This window comes from Ensifer sp. EB106-05-01-XG146 (assembly GCF_058791875.1).
This window is the reverse complement of record NZ_JBYTDX010000001.1, coordinates 1,063,319-1,080,977: the sequence shown is the minus strand read 5'-3', so window position 1 is coordinate 1,080,977 and position 17,659 is coordinate 1,063,319. Positions and strand designations below refer to the sequence as shown.

Genomic DNA, 17,659 nt, shown 5'->3' with positions numbered 1-17,659 from the left:
ATGCACATGAAAGCGGCGTCAGGCGAAACACTTCATCTGGGCGGGTCCAAAAGCGACGAGCGCTCCGTTGGTCTTTCGATGAAGCGCGGCTTTCTCGGCCGCTGTCCAGCGTGCGGCAGCGGCAAGCTGTTTCGCAGCTACCTCAAGTCGGTTGAGACGTGCGCGGCCTGCGGCGAGCGCATGGACCACCACCGCGCCGACGACTTCCCGCCCTATATCGTCGTCACGATCGTCGGCCACCTCGTGCTTGCCGGCTACATGGCGACCGACCTCATCCTTCCGCTCAACAGCTGGCAGCATCTCGCCATCTGGGCACCGATCACCGTCATCAGTTCGCTGGCGCTGCTGCAGCCTGTAAAAGGCGCCGTCATCGGCCTGCAATGGGCGCTGAAGATGCATGGCTTCGGCGGACACGAAGATGCGCCTGAGGACGTGTTGCCCCCGAGAGACGAACGGGCATGAGGCCGGCGCGGGAGACGGGCAACGAACCCAAGCCTCCGCGTCCCGCGACCATGCGGCCCCGGGATGCCGCTTCGATCATGCTGCTCGATCGCGTTGGCGGCCGCGTGCGTGTGCTTATGGGGCGGCGCCACAGTGCGCACGCCTTCATGCCGGATCTCTATGTGTTCCCCGGCGGACGCCGCGATACCGGCGATCATCGAATTGGCTTCGGCTCCGATCTCCATCCCTCCGTCCTGCGAACGCTGAAGGTGGCCGGCGCGCGCGGACTGTCGGATGCCCGGGCGCGCGCGCTCGCGCTTGCCGCCCTGCGTGAACTTTACGAGGAAGCCGGCATCGCCATAGGCGCGCCGCTTCCTTCGGCCGAAGCTCCCGTTCCCTTTCTTCCCGATCTTGCAAAGTTGCGCTATATGGCTCGGGCCATCACCCCTCCAGGCAACACGAGGCGGTTCGATACGCGCTTCTTCGCCGTGTTCGCCGACGAGGCCGAAATCGATCCTACGCGGTTCCTGGACAGTCGGGAGCTTCAGGATTTGCAGTGGATCGATGTGAACGTTACTCCGTCGCTACGGATACCTGACATCACCGCGGTCATCCTCGCGGACCTCAGGAACGGACTGGACGCCGATCCTTCGCTGCCCTGCGAACGACCGGTTCCACTCTATACCTCGCGCCATGGGCGCTTCGTGCGCACATTGCTCTAAGGATCCGCGTCAGATGTCACAGCCATCGCCCGGTACGGCTGCACCGGTTGAGGAAATTCACTGGCGGTCGCTGATCGCGGCCGTTGCTGCCATCAGCGCGGTCGGCATCGCCATCGGCCTCGGCCTGCCGCTGCTTTCCATCATCATGGAGAAGCGCGGAATTTCCTCGACCCTCATCGGCTTGAATTCCGCCATGGCGGGCCTGGCATCGATGGTGGCTGCCCCCTTCACGACGAAGTTCGCCCACCGGCATGGCGTAGCGCCAACGATGCTCTGGGCCGTGCTAATCGCGGCCACCAGCGCGCTCGGCTTCTATTACATCACCAATTTCTGGCTCTGGTTCCCGCTCCGAATCGTCTTCCACGGAGCGATCACCGTCCTCTTCATTCTTTCCGAGTTCTGGATCAACGCGACGGCCCCGCCGAGCAAGCGCGGTTTCGTGCTGGGGATCTACGGCACATTCCTGTCGCTTGGGTTCCTGACCGGCCCGCTGCTGTTTTCGATCCTCGGCAGCGAAGGCCTCCTGCCCTTCCTCGTCGGCGCCGGCGTCATCCTCCTGGCATCCGTGCCGATTTTCCTCGCGCGCGACGAAAGCCCCGTCATCGACGAGAAGCCCGAGCGGCATTTCCTGCGCTACGTCTTCCTCGTGCCCACGGCAACGGCTGCCGTCTTCATCTTCGGCGCGGTCGAATCAGGCGGTCTCTCGCTGTTCCTCATCTTCGGGACGCGGTCCGGTTTCAGCGAATCGCAGGCAGCGCTTCTGCTAACGGTCATGGGGGTCGGCAATTTCATCTTCCAGATCCCGGTCGGCATGCTCTCCGACAGGGTCAAAGACCGGCGCACACTGCTCTCTGCGATGACGCTGATCGGTCTTATCGGCGCGCTGTTCCTGCCGCTGTTGGTCGAGAGCTGGTTCCTGATGGCAATCGTGCTGTTGTTCTGGGGCGGCTGTGTCTCCGGCCTCTACACGGTCGGCCTCAGCCACCTGGGCTCACGGCTTCAGGGCGCGGATCTCGCCGCCGCCAACGCGGCCTTCGTGTTTTCCTACGCCGTCGGTACCGTCGCTGGACCGCAGGCGATCGGCGCGGCAATGGACGCCACCGGCAACAACGGTTTTGCCTGGGCGATCGCCGGCTTTTTCGGTCTCTATGTCGCGCTTTCGGTGGTCAGGATCGTTTTGAAACCAAAACGGTCTTGACTTTTCGGCCGCGATTTGTAGTTTCGCGCCAACCTTGCCCGTGGCCCGCAACCGGTTGTCCACGGCTTTCATTGTTACAAAGGCAGGACGACCATGGCAAAAGCCACCACCATCAAGATCAAGCTGCTTTCGACAGCCGACACGGGTTTCTTCTACGTCACGACCAAGAACAGCCGTACGATGACGGAAAAGATGACGAAGACCAAGTACGACCCGGTCGTCAAGAAGCACGTCGAATTCAAGGAAACCAAGATCAAGTAAGATCGCCGGTTTTCGGGAATTGAAGGGCGCCGACCGCAAGGTCAGGCGCCCTTTCGTTTTTAGGCCAATGCCTTGAGCATCTCGCATAGGCGCTGAGTGAAACGGGTTCCACGCCAGGGGGAGGAAACGGCTCGCCCGCCCCTGCTCTTCCCCCAGAATCAAAACGCCGCCCCGAAGGCGGGACGGCGTGTCGGAAAGGGGGTCGGCTGGCCTCTGACTGCGGCACGAGGATTCCGCGGACGCCAAAAGCCAACCGACCGACCCCACGACCCAGGAGATGCGGCGGACCTGAGCATCATGGGGTAACGAATATCGCAGAAGGCTGGATGCCCCCTCTTTCATGAGCATCACCTGAAAATAAAAAAAAATCAACGAATTCTTAATGCGCGGAGCGGTGCCGCTCGGCGCATGGTTAATTCTGTATCAGACCTGGACAGGCACACTGCATGATCTCTGCTGCCACCCAAACTCCCCGGTAGCAACAGGTGACGCGAGAATACAACTTTGAATGCAGGCCGCAAGAGGCGGGCAAAGAAATTCCCTGGGGTGCTTTGAGGCCAGAAACGCAGGAGGCGCGGCTCAGGCGGCGGCTGCCACCACCCGATTTCGGCCTTCGTGCTTGGCCTGATAGAGCGCCGTATCGGCGCGCTTCAGCAGCGCTTCGGCCGTGTCGCTGCCGGGCCTGAGCGTGGCAATCCCCATGGACGCGGTGACCTTCAGGGGGCCGTCCGCCTGCGGGATCGCAAATGGCAGGCTTTCGATGATCGTGCGCAGACGCTCGGCGACACCGGCCGCCATTTCGGCTGACGTATCCGGCATCACCACGATGAACTCTTCACCGCCGAACCGGCAGGCAAGGTCGGCACCCCGCACCGTCGTGCGGATGCGATTGGCGAATTCCCGCAAGACTTCGTCGCCAACGTCATGGCCGTAGGTGTCGTTAACCTGCTTGAAGCGGTCGATATCGGTCATGCAGATGGACAGCGGCCGACCGCGCGCAGCAGCCCGATCCATCAGCAGTTTCAGGTGCGTGTCCAAATAGCGCCGGTTATGCAGCCCGGTGAGGCCGTCGGTGACGGCAAGCTCGATGGTTTGCTGCACGCTCGACCGCAGCCTGTCATTGCAGTGCTTGCGCCGGATCTGGGTCATCGACCGGGCAATCAGTTCATTGGGATCGACCGGCCGCATCAGATAGTCCGTCACGCCCAGATCGAGCGCGCGGACGACCAACTCGTCGCTGCCCTGCTCGGCGATCAGCAGGATAGGGATGAAACGGGTGCGCTCCAGCGAGCGCAACTGCGAGCAGAGCCGCAACGGATCGTAGTCGTCGAAATTCGCATTGACGATGACGAGGTCGAAATTGTTCTCCGCCGCCTCGAACAATGCCGCCTGCGGATCGGAGATGACCGAGACCTCGGCAATCGGCTTGAGGGCGCGCGGCAGCCGCTCCTGCGACGAGCCGCGGCCATCGACGAGCAGGACGTTGCCGGGCTCGTCAGGCCGGTCCGCCCGGCCAACATCTTCAAGCCCGATCGTCTGCGCCGTCTGGGCCCGCAGGCGCAGCTCATCGCTGACGTTCTTCAGCCGCACCAAGCTCTTCACCCGCGACATCAGCTGCAGATCGTTGACGGGCTTCGTCAGGAAATCGTCGGCGCCGGCCTTCAGGCCACGCACGCGGTCCGAAGGCTGGTCGAGCGCGGTGACCATGACAACCGGGATATGTGCCGTCTTCGGGTTCGCCTTCAGCCGCTCGCAGACTTCGAAACCATCGAGACCGGGCATCATGATATCGAGCAGCACCAGGTCGATGGGCGTCTTTTCGCAGAGCGCCAGGGCGGCATAACCGTCACTGGCCGTCAGCACGTCGAAGTACTCGGCAAGCAACCGGGCTTCGAGCAGCTTCACATTGGCCGGAACGTCATCGACAACAAGAATACGCGCAGTCATATCAATTTTCCCGCCGCTCAGGCATCGCCCAGGTAGGTTTTGATCGTCTCAATGAACTTCGGTACGGAGATCGGCTTGGAGACATAGGCTTCGCACCCGCCTTGGCGGATCCGCTCCTCGTCGCCCTTCATCGCAAAGGCGGTCACGGCGATGACCGGGATGACGTGCAGCTCATCGTCTTCCTTCAACCACTTCGTCACTTCCAGACCGGAAACCTCCGGCAGCTGAATGTCCATGAGAATGAGATCGGGCCGATGCTTGCGCGCGAGCTCGAGCGCCTCCATGCCGTTGCGAGTCTGGATCGTCGCATAGCCGGAGGCCTCAATCAGGTCGCGGAAGAGCTTCATGTTCAGCTCGTTGTCCTCAACAATCATCACCTGTTTGGGCATGTCGATCCCTTGCTGTCCATCGTCACCTTGCAAGTCTCCTCAGGACAATTAACGTGCGGAGCCGACGACTCGACCCATTTCCTCAACGTCAGAGATAGGCCTATTTGGTTGAAAAATAGGTAACTCCGCACGTAAAAACCATACGGGGACAAACCATTGAAGAGCGCCGACGAAATCGCCATCGACATTCTCTCCTGGCTTGCCGGCGAGCCTGAGCTTCTGTCCCGCTTTCTGGCGCTGACCGGCACGGACCCGACGGCGTTGCGCAACGCGATTGCCGAACCCGGCTTCATGGGCGGGCTCGTCGCCTTTCTGATGGACCATGAGCCGACCCTGATGGCATTCTGCACCGCGACCGGTACGGCGCCTGAAGACGTCGTGCGCGCCCATACGGTACTTTCCGGCCACGCAGGCTTCGAGGATTGAGGGTGGCAAACGCGCCGACAGTTCACAGCATCACGCTTGGAAACCGTCCGCTGATCGTCAGCGACATCGACGATGTCGTGCTTGAATTCATCAATCCGTTCAAAGCGTTCCTTGGGAGCTGCGGCCATGTCCTCCTGCCCCGATCGTTTCGCCTGACCGGCAACATCATCACCCACGCGGACGAGCAGCCGGTGACGGAGCCAGAGGTCAAGATCCTGCTCGACACCTTCTACGGCTCGCAGGATCGTTGGCAAACGCCCGCCGCCAAGGTCGTCGAGACCCTGGCCGCATTGTCGGAGGAAGCCGATATCGTCTTTCTGACTGCGATGCCGCCGCAGCACGCTGCGGTTCGTCGCGCTCTTCTTGACCGGCTCGGCCTGCCCTATCCGCTGCTTGCGTCCGAAGAGCCGAAGGGGCCGATCGTCCAAAAACTTCACGGCAGCCGTAACGTCCCCCTCGTCTTCATCGACGACATGCTTCGCAACCTGCGATCGGTGAAGGATCACGCGCCGACCTGCCTGCCGATAAACCTCATGGCCGACTCGGAGTTCAAGGCGCTCGCGCCGAAGCTCGACGCCGACATCCGCGCCGTCGCAGACTGGCCGGAGGCAGCCGCAGCCATTCGCGCGCACTTCCGCGGCTAGCCCGGATCGGCTGCCCGTCGGCGCAAATTCAGCCGCGCCGGCGCTGCGCAAGACGCGCCCGGTGATCCTTTTCAACGGCGACAATTGCATTGTGATTTCCAATCGCGCCTCCTTGAGACTCGCTAGAGTAGTGCTTAAGGTCGCAATGTTCAATATTTGTTCCCGATATGCTCGACAGCGCTGCTCACTCTCCAGGCTTCTGCCGCGACTGCCTCAAGGAACAGGCGGCGTCGGTGCGGCGCTGCCTCGCCTGCGGCAGCCCGCGCATTCTGCGGCATGCGGAGCTCTATGACCTGACGCTGGCGCACATCGACTGCGACGCCTTCTATGCCTCGATCGAGAAGCGCGACAACCCGGAGCTTGCGGACAAGCCGGTGATCATCGGCGGCGGCAAGCGCGGCGTGGTCTCCACCGCCTGCTACGTCGCCCGCATTCACGGCGTGCGCTCGGCCATGCCGATGTTCAAGGCGCTGGAAGCCTGCCCCCAGGCCATCGTCATCAAGCCCAATATGGAGAAATACGCCCGCGTCGGCCGCGAGGTGCGCACGCTGATGCAGGAACTGACCCCGCTGGTGCAGCCGCTGTCGATCGACGAAGCCTTCCTCGAACTCAGCGGCACGGAGCGGCTGCATCACGATCCGCCGGCACGCACGCTCGCGCGGCTCGCCCGCCGGATCGAGCAGGAAATCGGCATCACCGTCTCGGTCGGCCTCTCCTACTGCAAGTTTCTCGCCAAGGTGGCGTCCGACCTGCAAAAACCGCGCGGCTTTTCCGTCATCGGCCAAGCCGAGGCGCTGGAGTTCCTGCGCGAGAAGCCGGTGACCCTGATCTGGGGCGTCGGCAAGGCCTTTGCCGCCACGCTGGAGCGTGACGGCGTGCGCACGATCGGGCAACTGCAGACCATGGAGGAAGGCGACCTGATGCGGCGCTATGGCACCATGGGGCAGCGGCTCTTTCGCCTATCGCGCGGGCTCGACGAAAGAGCGGTCGAAATCGACGGCGAAGCCAAGAGCGTTTCCGCAGAGACGACGTTCAACGACGATATCGCGCGCTATGACGACCTGGTCACGCATCTGCGGCGCCTCAGCGAGCAAGTGGCCCACCGGCTGCGAAAGTCGGAACTCGCCGGCCAGACGGTCGTTCTCAAGCTCAAAACCGCCGACTTCAAGATCCGCACCCGCAACCGGCGCCTGGATAGCCCTACCCGCCTTGCCGACCGCATTTTCCGCATCGGCCTGCAACTTCTCGAAAAAGAGGCGGACGGAACGAAGTATCGGCTGATCGGCATCGGCGTCAGCGATCTCTCCGCCCCGGATCTCGCCGATCCGCCCGATCTCGTCGATCCCGCGGCCACCAGGCGCGCTGCGGCCGAGGACGCGATCAACAAGCTGCGCGACAAATTCGGCAAGGCGAGCGTCGAAACCGGCTACACTTTCGGCACCAGAAAACGCGATCCGTGAGACCGCAAGCGTGCTTGCCCGAGCAGGCACGCTTCGCAAAGCGATCACGCAACCTTGACCGACAGCCCACACAGCAGGATGAATTCCTTAAAGATTGAAGGCTAGGCTTGTTCGCCAAGTCACGTGTTGGGTTGAGTGTATGGTATCGCGTTTCGCTCTCACCGCCAGCGTCGTCGCACTGCTTTTGTCGCCGGCTACCGGCTTTGCAGGCAGTCGCGGGCCGCTGCAGATCATCGTCTCGAAAGATCAGCAATCGCTCGTCGTCTATGACGGCGACGCTGTCATTGCGACATCACCGGTCTCGACCGGCAAGGCGGGCCACACGACGCCATCGGGCATCTTTTCTATCCTGGAAAAGCGGCGTCATCACAAGTCGAACATCTATTCGAACGCTCCGATGCCGTTCATGCAGCGGCTCACCTGGTCGGGCATTGCTCTGCATGGCTCCAACCATGTGCCGGACTATCCGGCGTCCCATGGCTGCGTGCGGTTGCCGAGTGAATTTGCTGCCTCGCTCTACAAGTTGACCGAGCGCGGCGTGCACGTGCTGATCTCCGACCGGCAGATAACGCCCTTGGAGGTCAAGAGCGCCCTACTCTTCCGCCCGGCCCCGATCGATCTCCAGCCGCCGCTTTCCGACGTGCCGCTCAGACCGGCGATCAGCCAGGCCGGCGATGCGCCGGTGGAAGTGGCGATGCGGGAGCCGCCCGGCGGCGCCAATTCGGCGCGATCCACCGAGGAGCCGATCCGTATCCTGATCACCCGAAGCGATACCCGCGACACCATGCGCGAGGTTCAGACGTCCCTGGATTTCCTCGGCTACGCGCCGGGCGCGATCGACGGCCATGCAGGGCCGGCGACGATTGCGGCCCTGCGTGCCTTCCAGGCAAGCGAAGGCATTGACAGCGACGGCAAGCTGACACCGGACCTGACCGACAGGCTCCTTCGCAAGGCCGGACGTACGCCGCCGCAAAACGGCAAGATCCTCGTGCGACAAGGGTTCAAGCCGCTCTTTGAAGCCGGGCTTACGATCGACAAGCCGGAAGAGGCGCTCGGAACGCATTTCCTCCAGTTCCGGCACAATGAAGAAGAAGGTGCCGAAGGCAAATGGTTCGGCGTCTCGCTCGAGAATCACCTGCCCGCCTCGACGAAGAAGCGGCTCGGCATCTCCACGGAGGCCGAGCCCTTCGCCTATAACGGCATCCAGCGCACGCTGGCGCGCGTGACGATCTCCGACGATGTGCGCAAGCGCGTGGAAACGTTGCTCGCCGAGGGCTCATCGCTCTCGATTGCCGATGTGGAAAGCGGGTTGGAGACCGGTCAGGGCACCGACTTCATCACCATTACTCGGACACGTCCCGGCGACTGATCTGCGAGACCGGCAGACAAGCACCCGGCGAGCGTCCCGCCGCGGGTCGATAGGTTCCAAGCCGGCTCAATCGCCGCTCCACTGCAATTCAGTGGAGCCCCGCCTCGGATTACACCAGTTCGACGTCGATGACGCCCGGCGCCGAGCGCAATGCTGCAGCGATCTCCGGCGAAATCCGGAACTTCTCGTTCAGTTCAACCTCGATCTCGCGCTGGCCATTGTCCTTAATGACGACGAAGGAGACGAGCCCGTCGCCCTTCATGTTGAGGTGCGAGGCGATCGACTTCAGCGGCCCGGAATCGCGCACATAGACGCGCAGCGCCTTCTGCAGTTGCAGCGATTCTTCTTCGAGCGACCGCAGCGTCTGGATGCGCAGGCCGATGCCTTCCGGCCGCTCTTCCGCCGCCACGGTCATGACCAGCGACTTGCCGGGCTCTAGCAGGTCTCGATACTGGTGCAGCATCTCGGAGAACAGTACCGCCTCGAACTGGCCGGAGGAATCCGAGAAGGCGATGATTCCCATCTTGTTGCCGGTGCGCGTCTTGCGCTCCTGCTTCGAGGTTACGGTTCCGGCGAGCCTTCCGGCCGTCGCCCCCTTCTTCACAGCGCCGGCGAAATCGCCGAAGGTCTGCACGCGCATCTTGGCGAGCAGCGCATTGTAGGTGTCGAGCGGATGGGCAGACAGATAGAAGCCCAGAACCTGGAACTCGCGGTGCAGCTTTTCCGAGGCAAGCCACGGCGTGTAGGTCGGAAGCGCAATGCGCTCCGGCCCGGTGGCCGCCCCTGCGCCGAACATGTCGCTCTGCCCGCTCGTCTTGTTTTCCTGAGCCCGCTGGGCAAACCCGAGAATACGATCGAGCCCGCCGACCAGCTCCGCCCGGTCGTAGCCGAAGCAATCGAAGGCGCCGGCGGCAATCAGGCTTTCAAAAACGCGACGGTTGAGCAGCTTGGGGTCGATCCGGAGGCAGAAGTCTTCGAGGCTTGCGAAGGCCTTGTCGCCTCGAACCTCGACGATGTGCTCGACCGCTGACTCGCCCACGCCCTTGATCGCTGCAAGCGAGTAATAGATGCGGCTTTCGCCCGTCTGGAAGTGCCGGAACGAGGTCTGTACCGACGGGGCGATCACCTCGATGCCCAGACGCTTGGCATCCTGGCGGAAGTCGTTGACCTTTTCGGTGTTGGACATGTCGAGCGTCATCGACGCCGCCAGGAACTCCACCGGATAGTGCGCCTTCATGTAGGCGGTCTGATAGGACACGATCGCATAGGCCGCCGCGTGCGACTTGTTGAAGCCGTAGTTGGCGAACTTGGCGAGCAGGTCGAAAATGAGGTCGGCCTGCGGCTTCGACACCTCGTTCTTGACGGCGCCGTCGACGAAACGGGCGCGCTGCTTGTCCATCTCCTCCTTGATCTTCTTACCCATGGCGCGGCGCAGAAGATCGGCCTCGCCGAGCGAGTAGCCAGAGAGCACCTGGGCGATCTGCATCACCTGCTCCTGGTAAACGATAACGCCCTGCGTTTCCTTGAGCAGGTGGTCGATCTTCGGATGGATCGACTCGACCTCTTCCTCGCCATGCTTACGGGCGTTATAGACCGGGATGTTCTCCATCGGGCCTGGGCGATAGAGCGCCACGAGTGCGATGATGTCCTCGATGCAGTCGGGCCGCATGCCGATCAGCGCCTTGCGCATACCGGCACTTTCCACCTGGAACACGCCGACCGTTTCGCCGCGCGACAGCATCTCGTAGGTCTTCAGATCATCGAGTGGGATGCTCGCGAGATCGACCTCGATGCCGCGCTGCTTGACGAAATCGACCGCGACCTTCAACACCGTCAGCGTCTTCAGGCCGAGGAAGTCGAACTTGACGAGACCGGCCTGCTCGACCCACTTCATGTTGAACTGGGTGACCGGCATGTCGGAGCGCGGATCGCGATACATCGGCACCAGCTGCGACAACGGCCGGTCGCCGATCACGATACCGGCGGCGTGGGTCGAGGCGTGGCGGTAAAGGCCTTCGATCTTCTGGGCGATATCGAGAAGGCGGGCGACCACCGGCTCCTTCTCGGCCTCTTCCTGCAGGCGCGGCTCCTCCTCGATCGCCTTGGAAAGCGGCGTCGGGTTGGCGGGGTTGTTGGGCACCAGCTTGCAGATCTTGTCGACCTGACCATAGGGCATTTCGAGCACGCGACCGACGTCGCGCAAGGCGGCACGGGCCTGCAGCGAACCGAAGGTGATGATCTGCGCCACCTGTTCGCGACCGTACTTGCGCTGCACGTAGCGGATCACCTCTTCGCGCCGGTCCTGGCAGAAGTCGATGTCGAAGTCGGGCATCGAGACGCGCTCGGGATTGAGGAAGCGTTCGAACAGCAGCGAGAAGCGCATCGGATCGACGTCGGTGATCGTCAGCGCATAGGCGACAAGCGAGCCGGCGCCCGAGCCGCGGCCCGGCCCGACGGGGATGTCGTGCTGCTTGGCCCATTTGATGAAGTCGGCAACGATCAGGAAGTAGCCGGGGAACTTCATGCGCTCGATGACGCTCAATTCGAAGGCCAGGCGCTCGCGGTATTCCTCTTGGGTGTAGCCGGGCGCCATACCGAGTCTCGCGAGACGGTCTTCGAGGCCCTCCTCCGCCTGGCGACGCAGTTCGTCCGACTCGGCGCGCTCGGCCTCCTCCGGATCCGCCGTCGCGCCGGTAAAGCGCGGCAGGATCGGCCCACGGGTCTTCAGCATGAAGGAGCAGCGCCGGGCGATCTCGAGCGTGTTTTCCAGTGCCTCGGGCAGATCGACAAACAGCGCCGCCATTTCTTTGCGGCTCTTCAGATAGTGGTCCGGTGTCAGGCGGAACCGGCTGTCGTCCGACACCATGGCGTTGTGCGCTACCGCCATCAGGGCGTCATGCGCCTCATAGTCGGAGGGCGACGGGAAGAAGGCTTCGTTGGTGGCGACAAGCGGAATGTCGAACTTGTAGGCAAGCTCGATCATCCGGCTCTCGTGCCGCCGGTCGTGGCCACCGTGGCGCTGCAGCTCGATATAGAGCCGATCGCCAAAGAGATCATGCAAGGCTTCGAGACGCGCTTCGGCGAGCGCCGTGGAGCCCGCCTTCATGGCGATATCCACCGGGCCACCGGACGCGCCGGTCAGCGCAATCAAGCCCTCGGTGCCGCATTCGGCAAGCCAGGAGCGCGTAATGCGCGTCGCCTGGCTGCCCTCGCCGCTCAGATAGGCACGGCTGACGAGATCGACGAGGCGCGTATAGCCGTCATCGGTGGCGGCGATGAGCACGATCGATGGCAGCTTGGCGAGCTGATGCCCATGGCCGCGCCGATCCCCCTCGGTCTCGTCCTCCATGTCGATCGACAGCTGGCAGCCGGTGATCGGCTGCAGCCCGTCACCGGCTGCCTTCTGCGAGAATTCGAGGGCTGCGAAGAGATTGTTGGTGTCGGCGATCCCGATCGCCGGCTGGTTATCGGCGACCGCCTTGCCGATGACCTTCTTCAGCGGCAGAGCGCCTTCGAGCAAGGAGAAGGCAGAGTGGACGCGCAGATGCACGAACTGCGGATCCGTGCCGAGCGCCTCACTCGATGCTGCCTTGCTGTCGTCTGCCATTGTCGCACCCTGATTCCTGTCCAGTCGGAAGGATATCCCGTTTATCGCCCGTCATGTCCAGATTCCCCTGACATGTCGTCCCCCTTATTCAACGGGGATGAGACGCTTTGCGGAGGTGCTTGAGAGAAGATGTTGACGCCCGCCTTCAGAGGCCGAGCGCAATGAAAGAGATGCTTGCGATGAACAGGCTCATCGACGCGAAGGCGGCGAGGTCACGAACAAAATCAGTCATAACATGGCTCCTTTTCCGTTATGTTTTTACTTTGTTCCATTTTTGTTCACGCGTCAAGCAGTGCACAGGCATTCTGTTCACGATGGTTAACATCGCGCCCGAATGCAGGTTAACTGACGACGAGCCGCTTGAGGAAAGCGCGGCGCCCGCATATCAAGAGGAACGACCACGCGGAGCGCTCCGACATGCTTGCACGCCTGATTCTCCCCTTGCTGATCCTGCTTCCGACCGTCTCCGCAGCAGAGACGATAGACCCCGCCCGCATCGTCTCGGCGGCGACCGGCGACTGGAACAAGGACGGGAGCCCGGATCTCGCGCTCATCGTACGACCCGCCGAAGGCAGCGACGAGGACAACGGCATCTATCTCTACCTCACCGGCGACAACGGCGCGCTGGCATTAAAGTCGGCCATTCCGAACAAGGTCTGGGGTCAGTTCGAACTCGTCGGCCAAGCGCCGTCGATCGAGGCGCTGCCGAGCGGCTCGTTGCTCATCACCAGTCAGAACGATGCCATCGGGCGCGACCGCTGGGAACAGAAGCTGACGGTCGCCTATCGCAACTTCGACTTCGTCGTGGCGGGCTACACCTACTCGTCCTACGATACGCTCGATCCGGACAACACCGCGCAATGCGACCTCAACGTGCTGACGGGCAAGGGCAAATCGAACGACAAGCCAATCACCGCGAAAGGCGAGCTCATCCTTCTCAAGGACTGGAGCGACGATCGCGGGCAGAAGGCGTGCGGCCTGTAATAACCGGGCGATTGTTCTCTATTTGTTCTTTACAACTTCAGCGGATCGCGACATCCTCCGGCGCGAACGTATGAGGAACAATCATGGCCGCGCTCGAAGCACTCAGAGAATTCATCGTTGAAGCCAAATCAAAAACCTATGTCGGCGGCGGCGGGCAGCGACCGTCGTCACGCCCGGGTTCTCACGACATCGGCTACGAGCGGGATAGCTGGAGCTACCTCGACAGCTATTTCGGCGGGACCGATTTCGCAGGCCAGGAGACCGTGTGGCAGAATGACGAGCCGCACTGGGCGATGAACTACTTCGGGCGGATCATCCGTCCTGACCTCATAAACGGTGAAAAGGCAGGCGTCGTCATCAGGGCGGCGCTTCAGGCGATGTACCGCGACAAGCGGCATTTCCTCGGCGGCACGGAGTTCCGGCACGCCCATGGCTACTACATCGACAACAGCCGCGGCGACACCGCACATTTTTCCGGGCATGAGGTCATCTTCGTCGACGGCGAGGAAGCGTACGAGCTCGACTATCGCGGCGGTCTGATCAGGCGTTGAGGGCAAGGCCCGCAGCAAGTGACGCAGGAGAGCGCAGCGGTTCGCGAATCTAAAGGATCGCGGCGCGCTTTGGACGCCAAACGCCGCGGATGGCCGGCGAAGGTGGTAATCGCTGTGCCAGACGCACGCATTCATTCAAGAAACGACGTTGCAAGTCACAGCGTGGGTCAATCGTAACGCAAGGCTTGCACCGGATCGAGGCGCGAGGCACGCCAGGCCGGAAAGATCGTGGCGAGGAAGGAAAGGGTCAGCGCCATGACGACGACGAGTGCGGTCTCGTCGGCGTTCATATCGGCCGGGAGCTGGTTGAGGAAATAAAGCTCAGGGCTGAATATCGTCGTTCCCGAGATCCAGGAAAAGAACTGCCGGATGGATTCGATGTTGAGGCAGACGACGACGCCGAGCGCCACGCCCGCGACCGTTCCGGCGACGCCGATTGCAGCCCCCGTCATGAAGAAGATGCGCATCACCGAGCCCGAGGTCGCGCCCATGGTCCGCAGGATCGCGATGTCGCTGCCCTTGTCCTTCACCAACATGATCAGGCCGGAGATGATGTTGAGTGCCGCGACCAGCACGATTAGCGACAGGATCATGAACATCACGTTGCTCTGGACCTCGAGCGTCGAGAAGAAGGTCTTGTTGCGGTCGCGCCAGTCGGTGATGAAGATTTGCCGTCCGGCCGCATCCTCGATCGGCTGGCGCAACTCCTCAACGACATCAGGATGCTCGACGAAGATCTCGATCGACTGGACCAGTCCCTCGGCGTTAAAGAACAGCTGCGCCTCTTCAAGCGGCATGAAGATGATCGTCGCGTCATACTCCGACATCCCGATCTCGTAGATTGCCGAGACGGTATAGGCTTTCACACGCGGGTTCATGCCGAGCGGCGTCACGTCGCCGTTGGGCGAGGTCAGCGTGATGGTACCGCCGACCGTTATGCCAAGCTGTTCGGCCATGCGCGAGCCGATCGCCACGCCAGAGCCGGAGGCAAAGCCGACGAGATCACCGGACTGGATGTGGCCGGAAACCGACTTCATCTTGCTCAAGTCGTCGGCGCGGATGCCGCGCACCAGCGCGCCGGTCGAACTGTCACCGACCCCTTGCGCCAGAACCTGGCCTTCGACCATCGGGATCGCCATGGTGACGCCTTTGACGCCCGAGAATTTAGTCGCCAGTTCCGGATAGTTGTTGAGCGGACCGTCGATCGGCTGGACGATCATGTGGCCGTTGATGCCGAGAATGCGGGAGATGAGCTCGGTGCGAAAGCCGTTCATCACCGCCATGACGATGATCAGCGTCGCCACGCCGAGCATGATGCCGATGAAGGAGAAGCCGGCGATGACAGAGATGAAGGCTTCCTTGCGTCTGGAGCGAAGGTAGCGCCACGCCACCATACGCTCGAAGGCGGAAAAGGGTCGGCTGGAGGACTTTTCAGGCCGCTCTGCGGCCTGCACCCGATCTTCGGTCACGGCGGTCATCCTGCCTTCCCTCGCCTCATCACTTCGTTGCGACCAGCTTGTCGATCACCGCTTCGACGATCATCGAGGGCAGTCTAGATTCACGTCGAGAAACTTGTACGTGCGCCAGCGAAAGGCAGGCTGACGTGGCGGCGTCCGAGTGGTCGTCGCGTCCGCCCTCCGGCACACTCACTTCATCTCGACGACCTTGCCGTCTTCGATCGTCACCCGCCGATCCATCAGTCCGGCGAGCTCGTGATTGTGCGTCGCGATCAATGCCGCGAGGCCCGACTGCCGTGCCAGCGCTTCCAGCGCCTCGAAGACATAACCGGCGGTCTCCGGATCGAGATTGCCTGTCGGTTCGTCGGCAAGGAGAACGAGCGGCGCGTTGGCAACGGCGCGCGCAATCGCAACGCGCTGCTGCTCGCCGCCGGAAAGTTCCGCCGGGCGGTGATCGGCGCGGTGGCCGATGCGCATATAGTCGAGCAACGCCCCAGCCCGCTCCGCGGCTTCCGCCTTGGGCAGACCGGCGATCAACTGCGGCATCATGATGTTTTCGAGCGCCGAGAACTCAGGCAACAGGTGGTGGAACTGGTAGACGAATCCGATCTCGTTGCGACGGATCGCCGTGCGCCGATCGTCATTGAGCCCGCCGCAGGACACCCCGTTGACCAGCACCTCGCCGCTATCGGGGCGTTCCAGCAGACCCGCCACATGCAGCAGCGTCGATTTTCCGGTCCCTGACGGCGCGACCAGCGCCACAGTCTCGCCGCTTCTCAGCGTGAAGTCCGCACCCTTGAGGATGGAAAGGAACGTCTCGCCTTCCCCATAGTGTCGTTCGACGCCGGAAAGCTGCAGTGCCACGCGCGCATTCATTGAGGTGATGTCCTTGTCATTCGTAACGCAGGGCCTGCACCGGATCGAGGCGCGAGGCGCGCCAGGCCGGAAAGATCGTGGCGAGGAAGGAAAGGGTCAGCGCCATGACGATGACGAGTGCAGTCTCGTCTGCGTTCATGTCGGCCGGAAGCTGGCTGAGGAAATAAAGCTCTGGGCTAAACAGCGTCGTTCCGGAGATCCAGGAGAAGAACTGTCGGATGGATTCGATGTTGAGGCAGACGACGACGCCGAGCGCCACGCCCGCGACCGTTCCGGCGACGCCGATGGCAGCCCCGGTCATGAAGAAGATGCGCATGACAGAGCCCGAGGTCGCGCCCATGGTCCTTAAGATCGCGATGTCGCTGCCCTTGTCCTTCACCAGCATGATCAGGCCGGAGATGATGTTGAGCGCCGCGACCAGCACGATCAGCGTCAGGATCATGAACATCACGTTGCGCTCCACCTGGAGCGCGGAGAAGAAGGTCTTGTTGCGGTCGCGCCAGTCGGTGATGAAGATCTGCCGTCCGGCCGCGTCCTCGATCGGCTGGCGCAACTCCTCGACGACATCTGGATGTTCGACGAAGATCTCGATCGACTGAACCAGTCCCTCGGCGTTGAAGAACAGCTGTGCCTCTTCAAGCGGCATGAAGATGATTGTTGAATCATATTCCGACATGCCGATCTCGTAGATCGCCGAGACGGTATAGGCCTTCACACGCGGGTTCATGCCGAGCGGCGTCACGTCGCCGTTGGGCGAGGTCAGCGTGATGGTACCGCCGACCGTTATGCCAAGCTGTTCGGCCATGCGCGAGCCGATCGCCACGCCAGAGCCGGAGGCAAAGCCGACGAGATCACCGGACTGGATGTGGCCGGAAACCGACTTCATCTTGCTCAAGTCGTCGGCGCGGATGCCGCGCACCAGCGCGCCGGTCGAGCTGTCACCGACCCCTTGCGCCAGAACCTGGCCTTCGACCATCGGGATCGCCATGGTGACGCCTTTGACGCCCGAGAATTTAGTCGCCAGTTCCGGATAGTTGTTAAGCGGACCGTCGATCGGCTGGACGATCATGTGGCCGTTGATGCCGAGAATGCGGGAGATGAGCTCGGTGCGAAAGCCGTTCATCACCGCCATGACGATGATCAGCGTCGCCACGCCGAGCATGATGCCGATGAAGGAGAAGCCGGCGATGACAGAGATGAAGGCTTCCTTGCGTCTGGAGCGCAGGTAGCGCCACGCCACCATACGCTCGAAGGCGGAAAAGGGTCGGCTGGAGGACTTTTCAGGCCGCTCTGCGGCCTGCACCTGATTTTCAGTCACGGCGGTCAT

At 62.3% G+C, this 17,659-nt stretch carries 16 protein-coding genes; 10 read left to right on the top strand and 6 right to left on the bottom strand.

Annotation, left to right across the window (positions count from 1 at the left end; translation table 11 throughout):
- Window positions 1-6 precede the first annotated feature (6 nt).
- From AC3WVQ_RS05175 to rpmG, 4 genes are all read left to right on the top strand, one after another.
- On the top strand, window positions 7-462 hold the full coding sequence (locus AC3WVQ_RS05175; protein ID WP_034795645.1) for a DUF983 domain-containing protein: 456 nt from the start codon (window positions 7-9) through the stop codon (window positions 460-462).
- On the top strand, window positions 459-1,163 hold the full coding sequence (locus AC3WVQ_RS05170) for an NUDIX hydrolase (protein WP_060583546.1): 705 nt from the start codon (window positions 459-461) through the stop codon (window positions 1,161-1,163). The genes AC3WVQ_RS05175 and AC3WVQ_RS05170 overlap by 4 nt, the downstream gene beginning before the upstream one ends.
- A gap of 13 nt (window positions 1,164-1,176) precedes the next feature.
- Entirely contained in the window at window positions 1,177-2,361 is a 1,185-nt protein-coding gene (locus tag AC3WVQ_RS05165; protein ID WP_034795359.1) for an MFS transporter, read from the top strand.
- A 93-nt stretch (window positions 2,362-2,454) separates the two neighbouring features.
- On the top strand, window positions 2,455-2,622 hold the full coding sequence (rpmG, locus tag AC3WVQ_RS05160; protein WP_034795357.1) for a 50S ribosomal protein L33: 168 nt from the start codon (window positions 2,455-2,457) through the stop codon (window positions 2,620-2,622).
- 579 nt (window positions 2,623-3,201) lie between these two features.
- Here the strand turns inward: rpmG and AC3WVQ_RS05155 are convergent.
- The gene (locus AC3WVQ_RS05155; RefSeq protein WP_110818448.1) at window positions 3,202-4,569 is read right to left on the bottom strand and encodes a PleD family two-component system response regulator; all 1,368 of its coding nucleotides are present in this window, start codon (window positions 4,567-4,569) and stop codon (window positions 3,202-3,204) included.
- A 17-nt stretch (window positions 4,570-4,586) separates the two neighbouring features.
- Window positions 4,587-4,958, bottom strand: coding sequence for a response regulator (locus AC3WVQ_RS05150; RefSeq protein WP_003537642.1), 372 nt, complete (start codon window positions 4,956-4,958; stop codon window positions 4,587-4,589).
- A 156-nt stretch (window positions 4,959-5,114) separates the two neighbouring features.
- On the opposite strand from AC3WVQ_RS05150, the gene AC3WVQ_RS05145 reads away from it, so the two are divergent.
- The 4 genes from AC3WVQ_RS05145 to AC3WVQ_RS05130 all read left to right on the top strand — a co-directional run bounded on the left by AC3WVQ_RS05145 (window position 5,115) and on the right by AC3WVQ_RS05130 (window position 8,857).
- Entirely contained in the window at window positions 5,115-5,384 is a 270-nt protein-coding gene (locus tag AC3WVQ_RS05145; protein ID WP_060522206.1) for a DUF3572 domain-containing protein, read from the top strand.
- Window positions 5,385-5,386: 2 nt separating this feature from the next.
- On the top strand, window positions 5,387-6,028 hold the full coding sequence (locus tag AC3WVQ_RS05140) for a hypothetical protein (RefSeq protein WP_090294512.1): 642 nt from the start codon (window positions 5,387-5,389) through the stop codon (window positions 6,026-6,028).
- A 167-nt stretch (window positions 6,029-6,195) separates the two neighbouring features.
- On the top strand, window positions 6,196-7,488 hold the full coding sequence (locus tag AC3WVQ_RS05135) for a DNA polymerase IV (RefSeq protein ID WP_090294513.1): 1,293 nt from the start codon (window positions 6,196-6,198) through the stop codon (window positions 7,486-7,488).
- A gap of 139 nt (window positions 7,489-7,627) precedes the next feature.
- A complete protein-coding gene (locus tag AC3WVQ_RS05130; RefSeq protein WP_110818449.1) occupies window positions 7,628-8,857 on the top strand; it encodes a L,D-transpeptidase family protein in 1,230 nt (409 codons plus the stop codon).
- Between the two features lie 109 nt (window positions 8,858-8,966).
- Here the strand turns inward: AC3WVQ_RS05130 and dnaE are convergent, their stop codons facing one another.
- Entirely contained in the window at window positions 8,967-12,464 is a 3,498-nt protein-coding gene (dnaE, locus tag AC3WVQ_RS05125) for a DNA polymerase III subunit alpha (protein ID WP_090294516.1), read from the bottom strand.
- 417 nt (window positions 12,465-12,881) lie between these two features.
- Here dnaE and AC3WVQ_RS05120 point away from each other — a divergent pair, with 417 nt between their 5' ends.
- A complete protein-coding gene (locus tag AC3WVQ_RS05120) occupies window positions 12,882-13,448 on the top strand; it encodes a hypothetical protein (RefSeq protein ID WP_492382612.1) in 567 nt (188 codons plus the stop codon).
- Window positions 13,449-13,531: 83 nt separating this feature from the next.
- Entirely contained in the window at window positions 13,532-13,999 is a 468-nt protein-coding gene (locus tag AC3WVQ_RS05115; protein ID WP_090294517.1) for a DUF5680 domain-containing protein, read from the top strand.
- 167 nt (window positions 14,000-14,166) lie between these two features.
- Here AC3WVQ_RS05115 and AC3WVQ_RS05110 read toward each other — a convergent pair whose 3' ends face one another.
- The 3 genes from AC3WVQ_RS05110 to AC3WVQ_RS05100 form a co-directional block, all read right to left on the bottom strand.
- Window positions 14,167-15,477, bottom strand: coding sequence for a lipoprotein-releasing ABC transporter permease subunit (locus AC3WVQ_RS05110; RefSeq protein WP_090294519.1), 1,311 nt, complete (start codon window positions 15,475-15,477; stop codon window positions 14,167-14,169).
- A 168-nt stretch (window positions 15,478-15,645) separates the two neighbouring features.
- Window positions 15,646-16,332 (bottom strand): ABC transporter ATP-binding protein, encoded by a 687-nt coding sequence (locus tag AC3WVQ_RS05105; protein ID WP_034786709.1) that lies wholly within the window; start codon window positions 16,330-16,332, stop codon window positions 15,646-15,648.
- Window positions 16,333-16,348: 16 nt separating this feature from the next.
- Window positions 16,349-17,659 carry a lipoprotein-releasing ABC transporter permease subunit gene (locus AC3WVQ_RS05100; protein ID WP_060580865.1) on the bottom strand — a complete coding sequence of 437 codons (1,311 nt, stop codon included), beginning with the start codon at window positions 17,657-17,659 and terminating at the stop codon, window positions 16,349-16,351.

Coding starts and splice junctions, on each gene's coding strand:
- AC3WVQ_RS05175 (WP_034795645.1), top strand. CDS start 7: ATGAAAGCGGCGTCAGGCGAAACACTTCATCTGGGCGGGTCCAAAAGC.
- AC3WVQ_RS05170 (WP_060583546.1), top strand. CDS start 459: ATGAGGCCGGCGCGGGAGACGGGCAACGAACCCAAGCCTCCGCGTCCC.
- AC3WVQ_RS05165 (WP_034795359.1), top strand. CDS start 1,177: ATGTCACAGCCATCGCCCGGTACGGCTGCACCGGTTGAGGAAATTCAC.
- rpmG (WP_034795357.1), top strand. CDS start 2,455: ATGGCAAAAGCCACCACCATCAAGATCAAGCTGCTTTCGACAGCCGAC.
- AC3WVQ_RS05155 (WP_110818448.1), bottom strand. CDS start 4,569: ATGACTGCGCGTATTCTTGTTGTCGATGACGTTCCGGCCAATGTGAAG.
- AC3WVQ_RS05150 (WP_003537642.1), bottom strand. CDS start 4,958: ATGCCCAAACAGGTGATGATTGTTGAGGACAACGAGCTGAACATGAAG.
- AC3WVQ_RS05135 (WP_090294513.1), top strand. CDS start 6,196: ATGCTCGACAGCGCTGCTCACTCTCCAGGCTTCTGCCGCGACTGCCTC.
- AC3WVQ_RS05130 (WP_110818449.1), top strand. CDS start 7,628: ATGGTATCGCGTTTCGCTCTCACCGCCAGCGTCGTCGCACTGCTTTTG.
- dnaE (WP_090294516.1), bottom strand. CDS start 12,464: ATGGCAGACGACAGCAAGGCAGCATCGAGTGAGGCGCTCGGCACGGAT.
- AC3WVQ_RS05120 (WP_492382612.1), top strand. CDS start 12,882: ATGCTTGCACGCCTGATTCTCCCCTTGCTGATCCTGCTTCCGACCGTC.
- AC3WVQ_RS05115 (WP_090294517.1), top strand. CDS start 13,532: ATGGCCGCGCTCGAAGCACTCAGAGAATTCATCGTTGAAGCCAAATCA.
- AC3WVQ_RS05110 (WP_090294519.1), bottom strand. CDS start 15,477: ATGACCGCCGTGACCGAAGATCGGGTGCAGGCCGCAGAGCGGCCTGAA.
- AC3WVQ_RS05105 (WP_034786709.1), bottom strand. CDS start 16,332: ATGAATGCGCGCGTGGCACTGCAGCTTTCCGGCGTCGAACGACACTAT.
- AC3WVQ_RS05100 (WP_060580865.1), bottom strand. CDS start 17,659: ATGACCGCCGTGACTGAAAATCAGGTGCAGGCCGCAGAGCGGCCTGAA.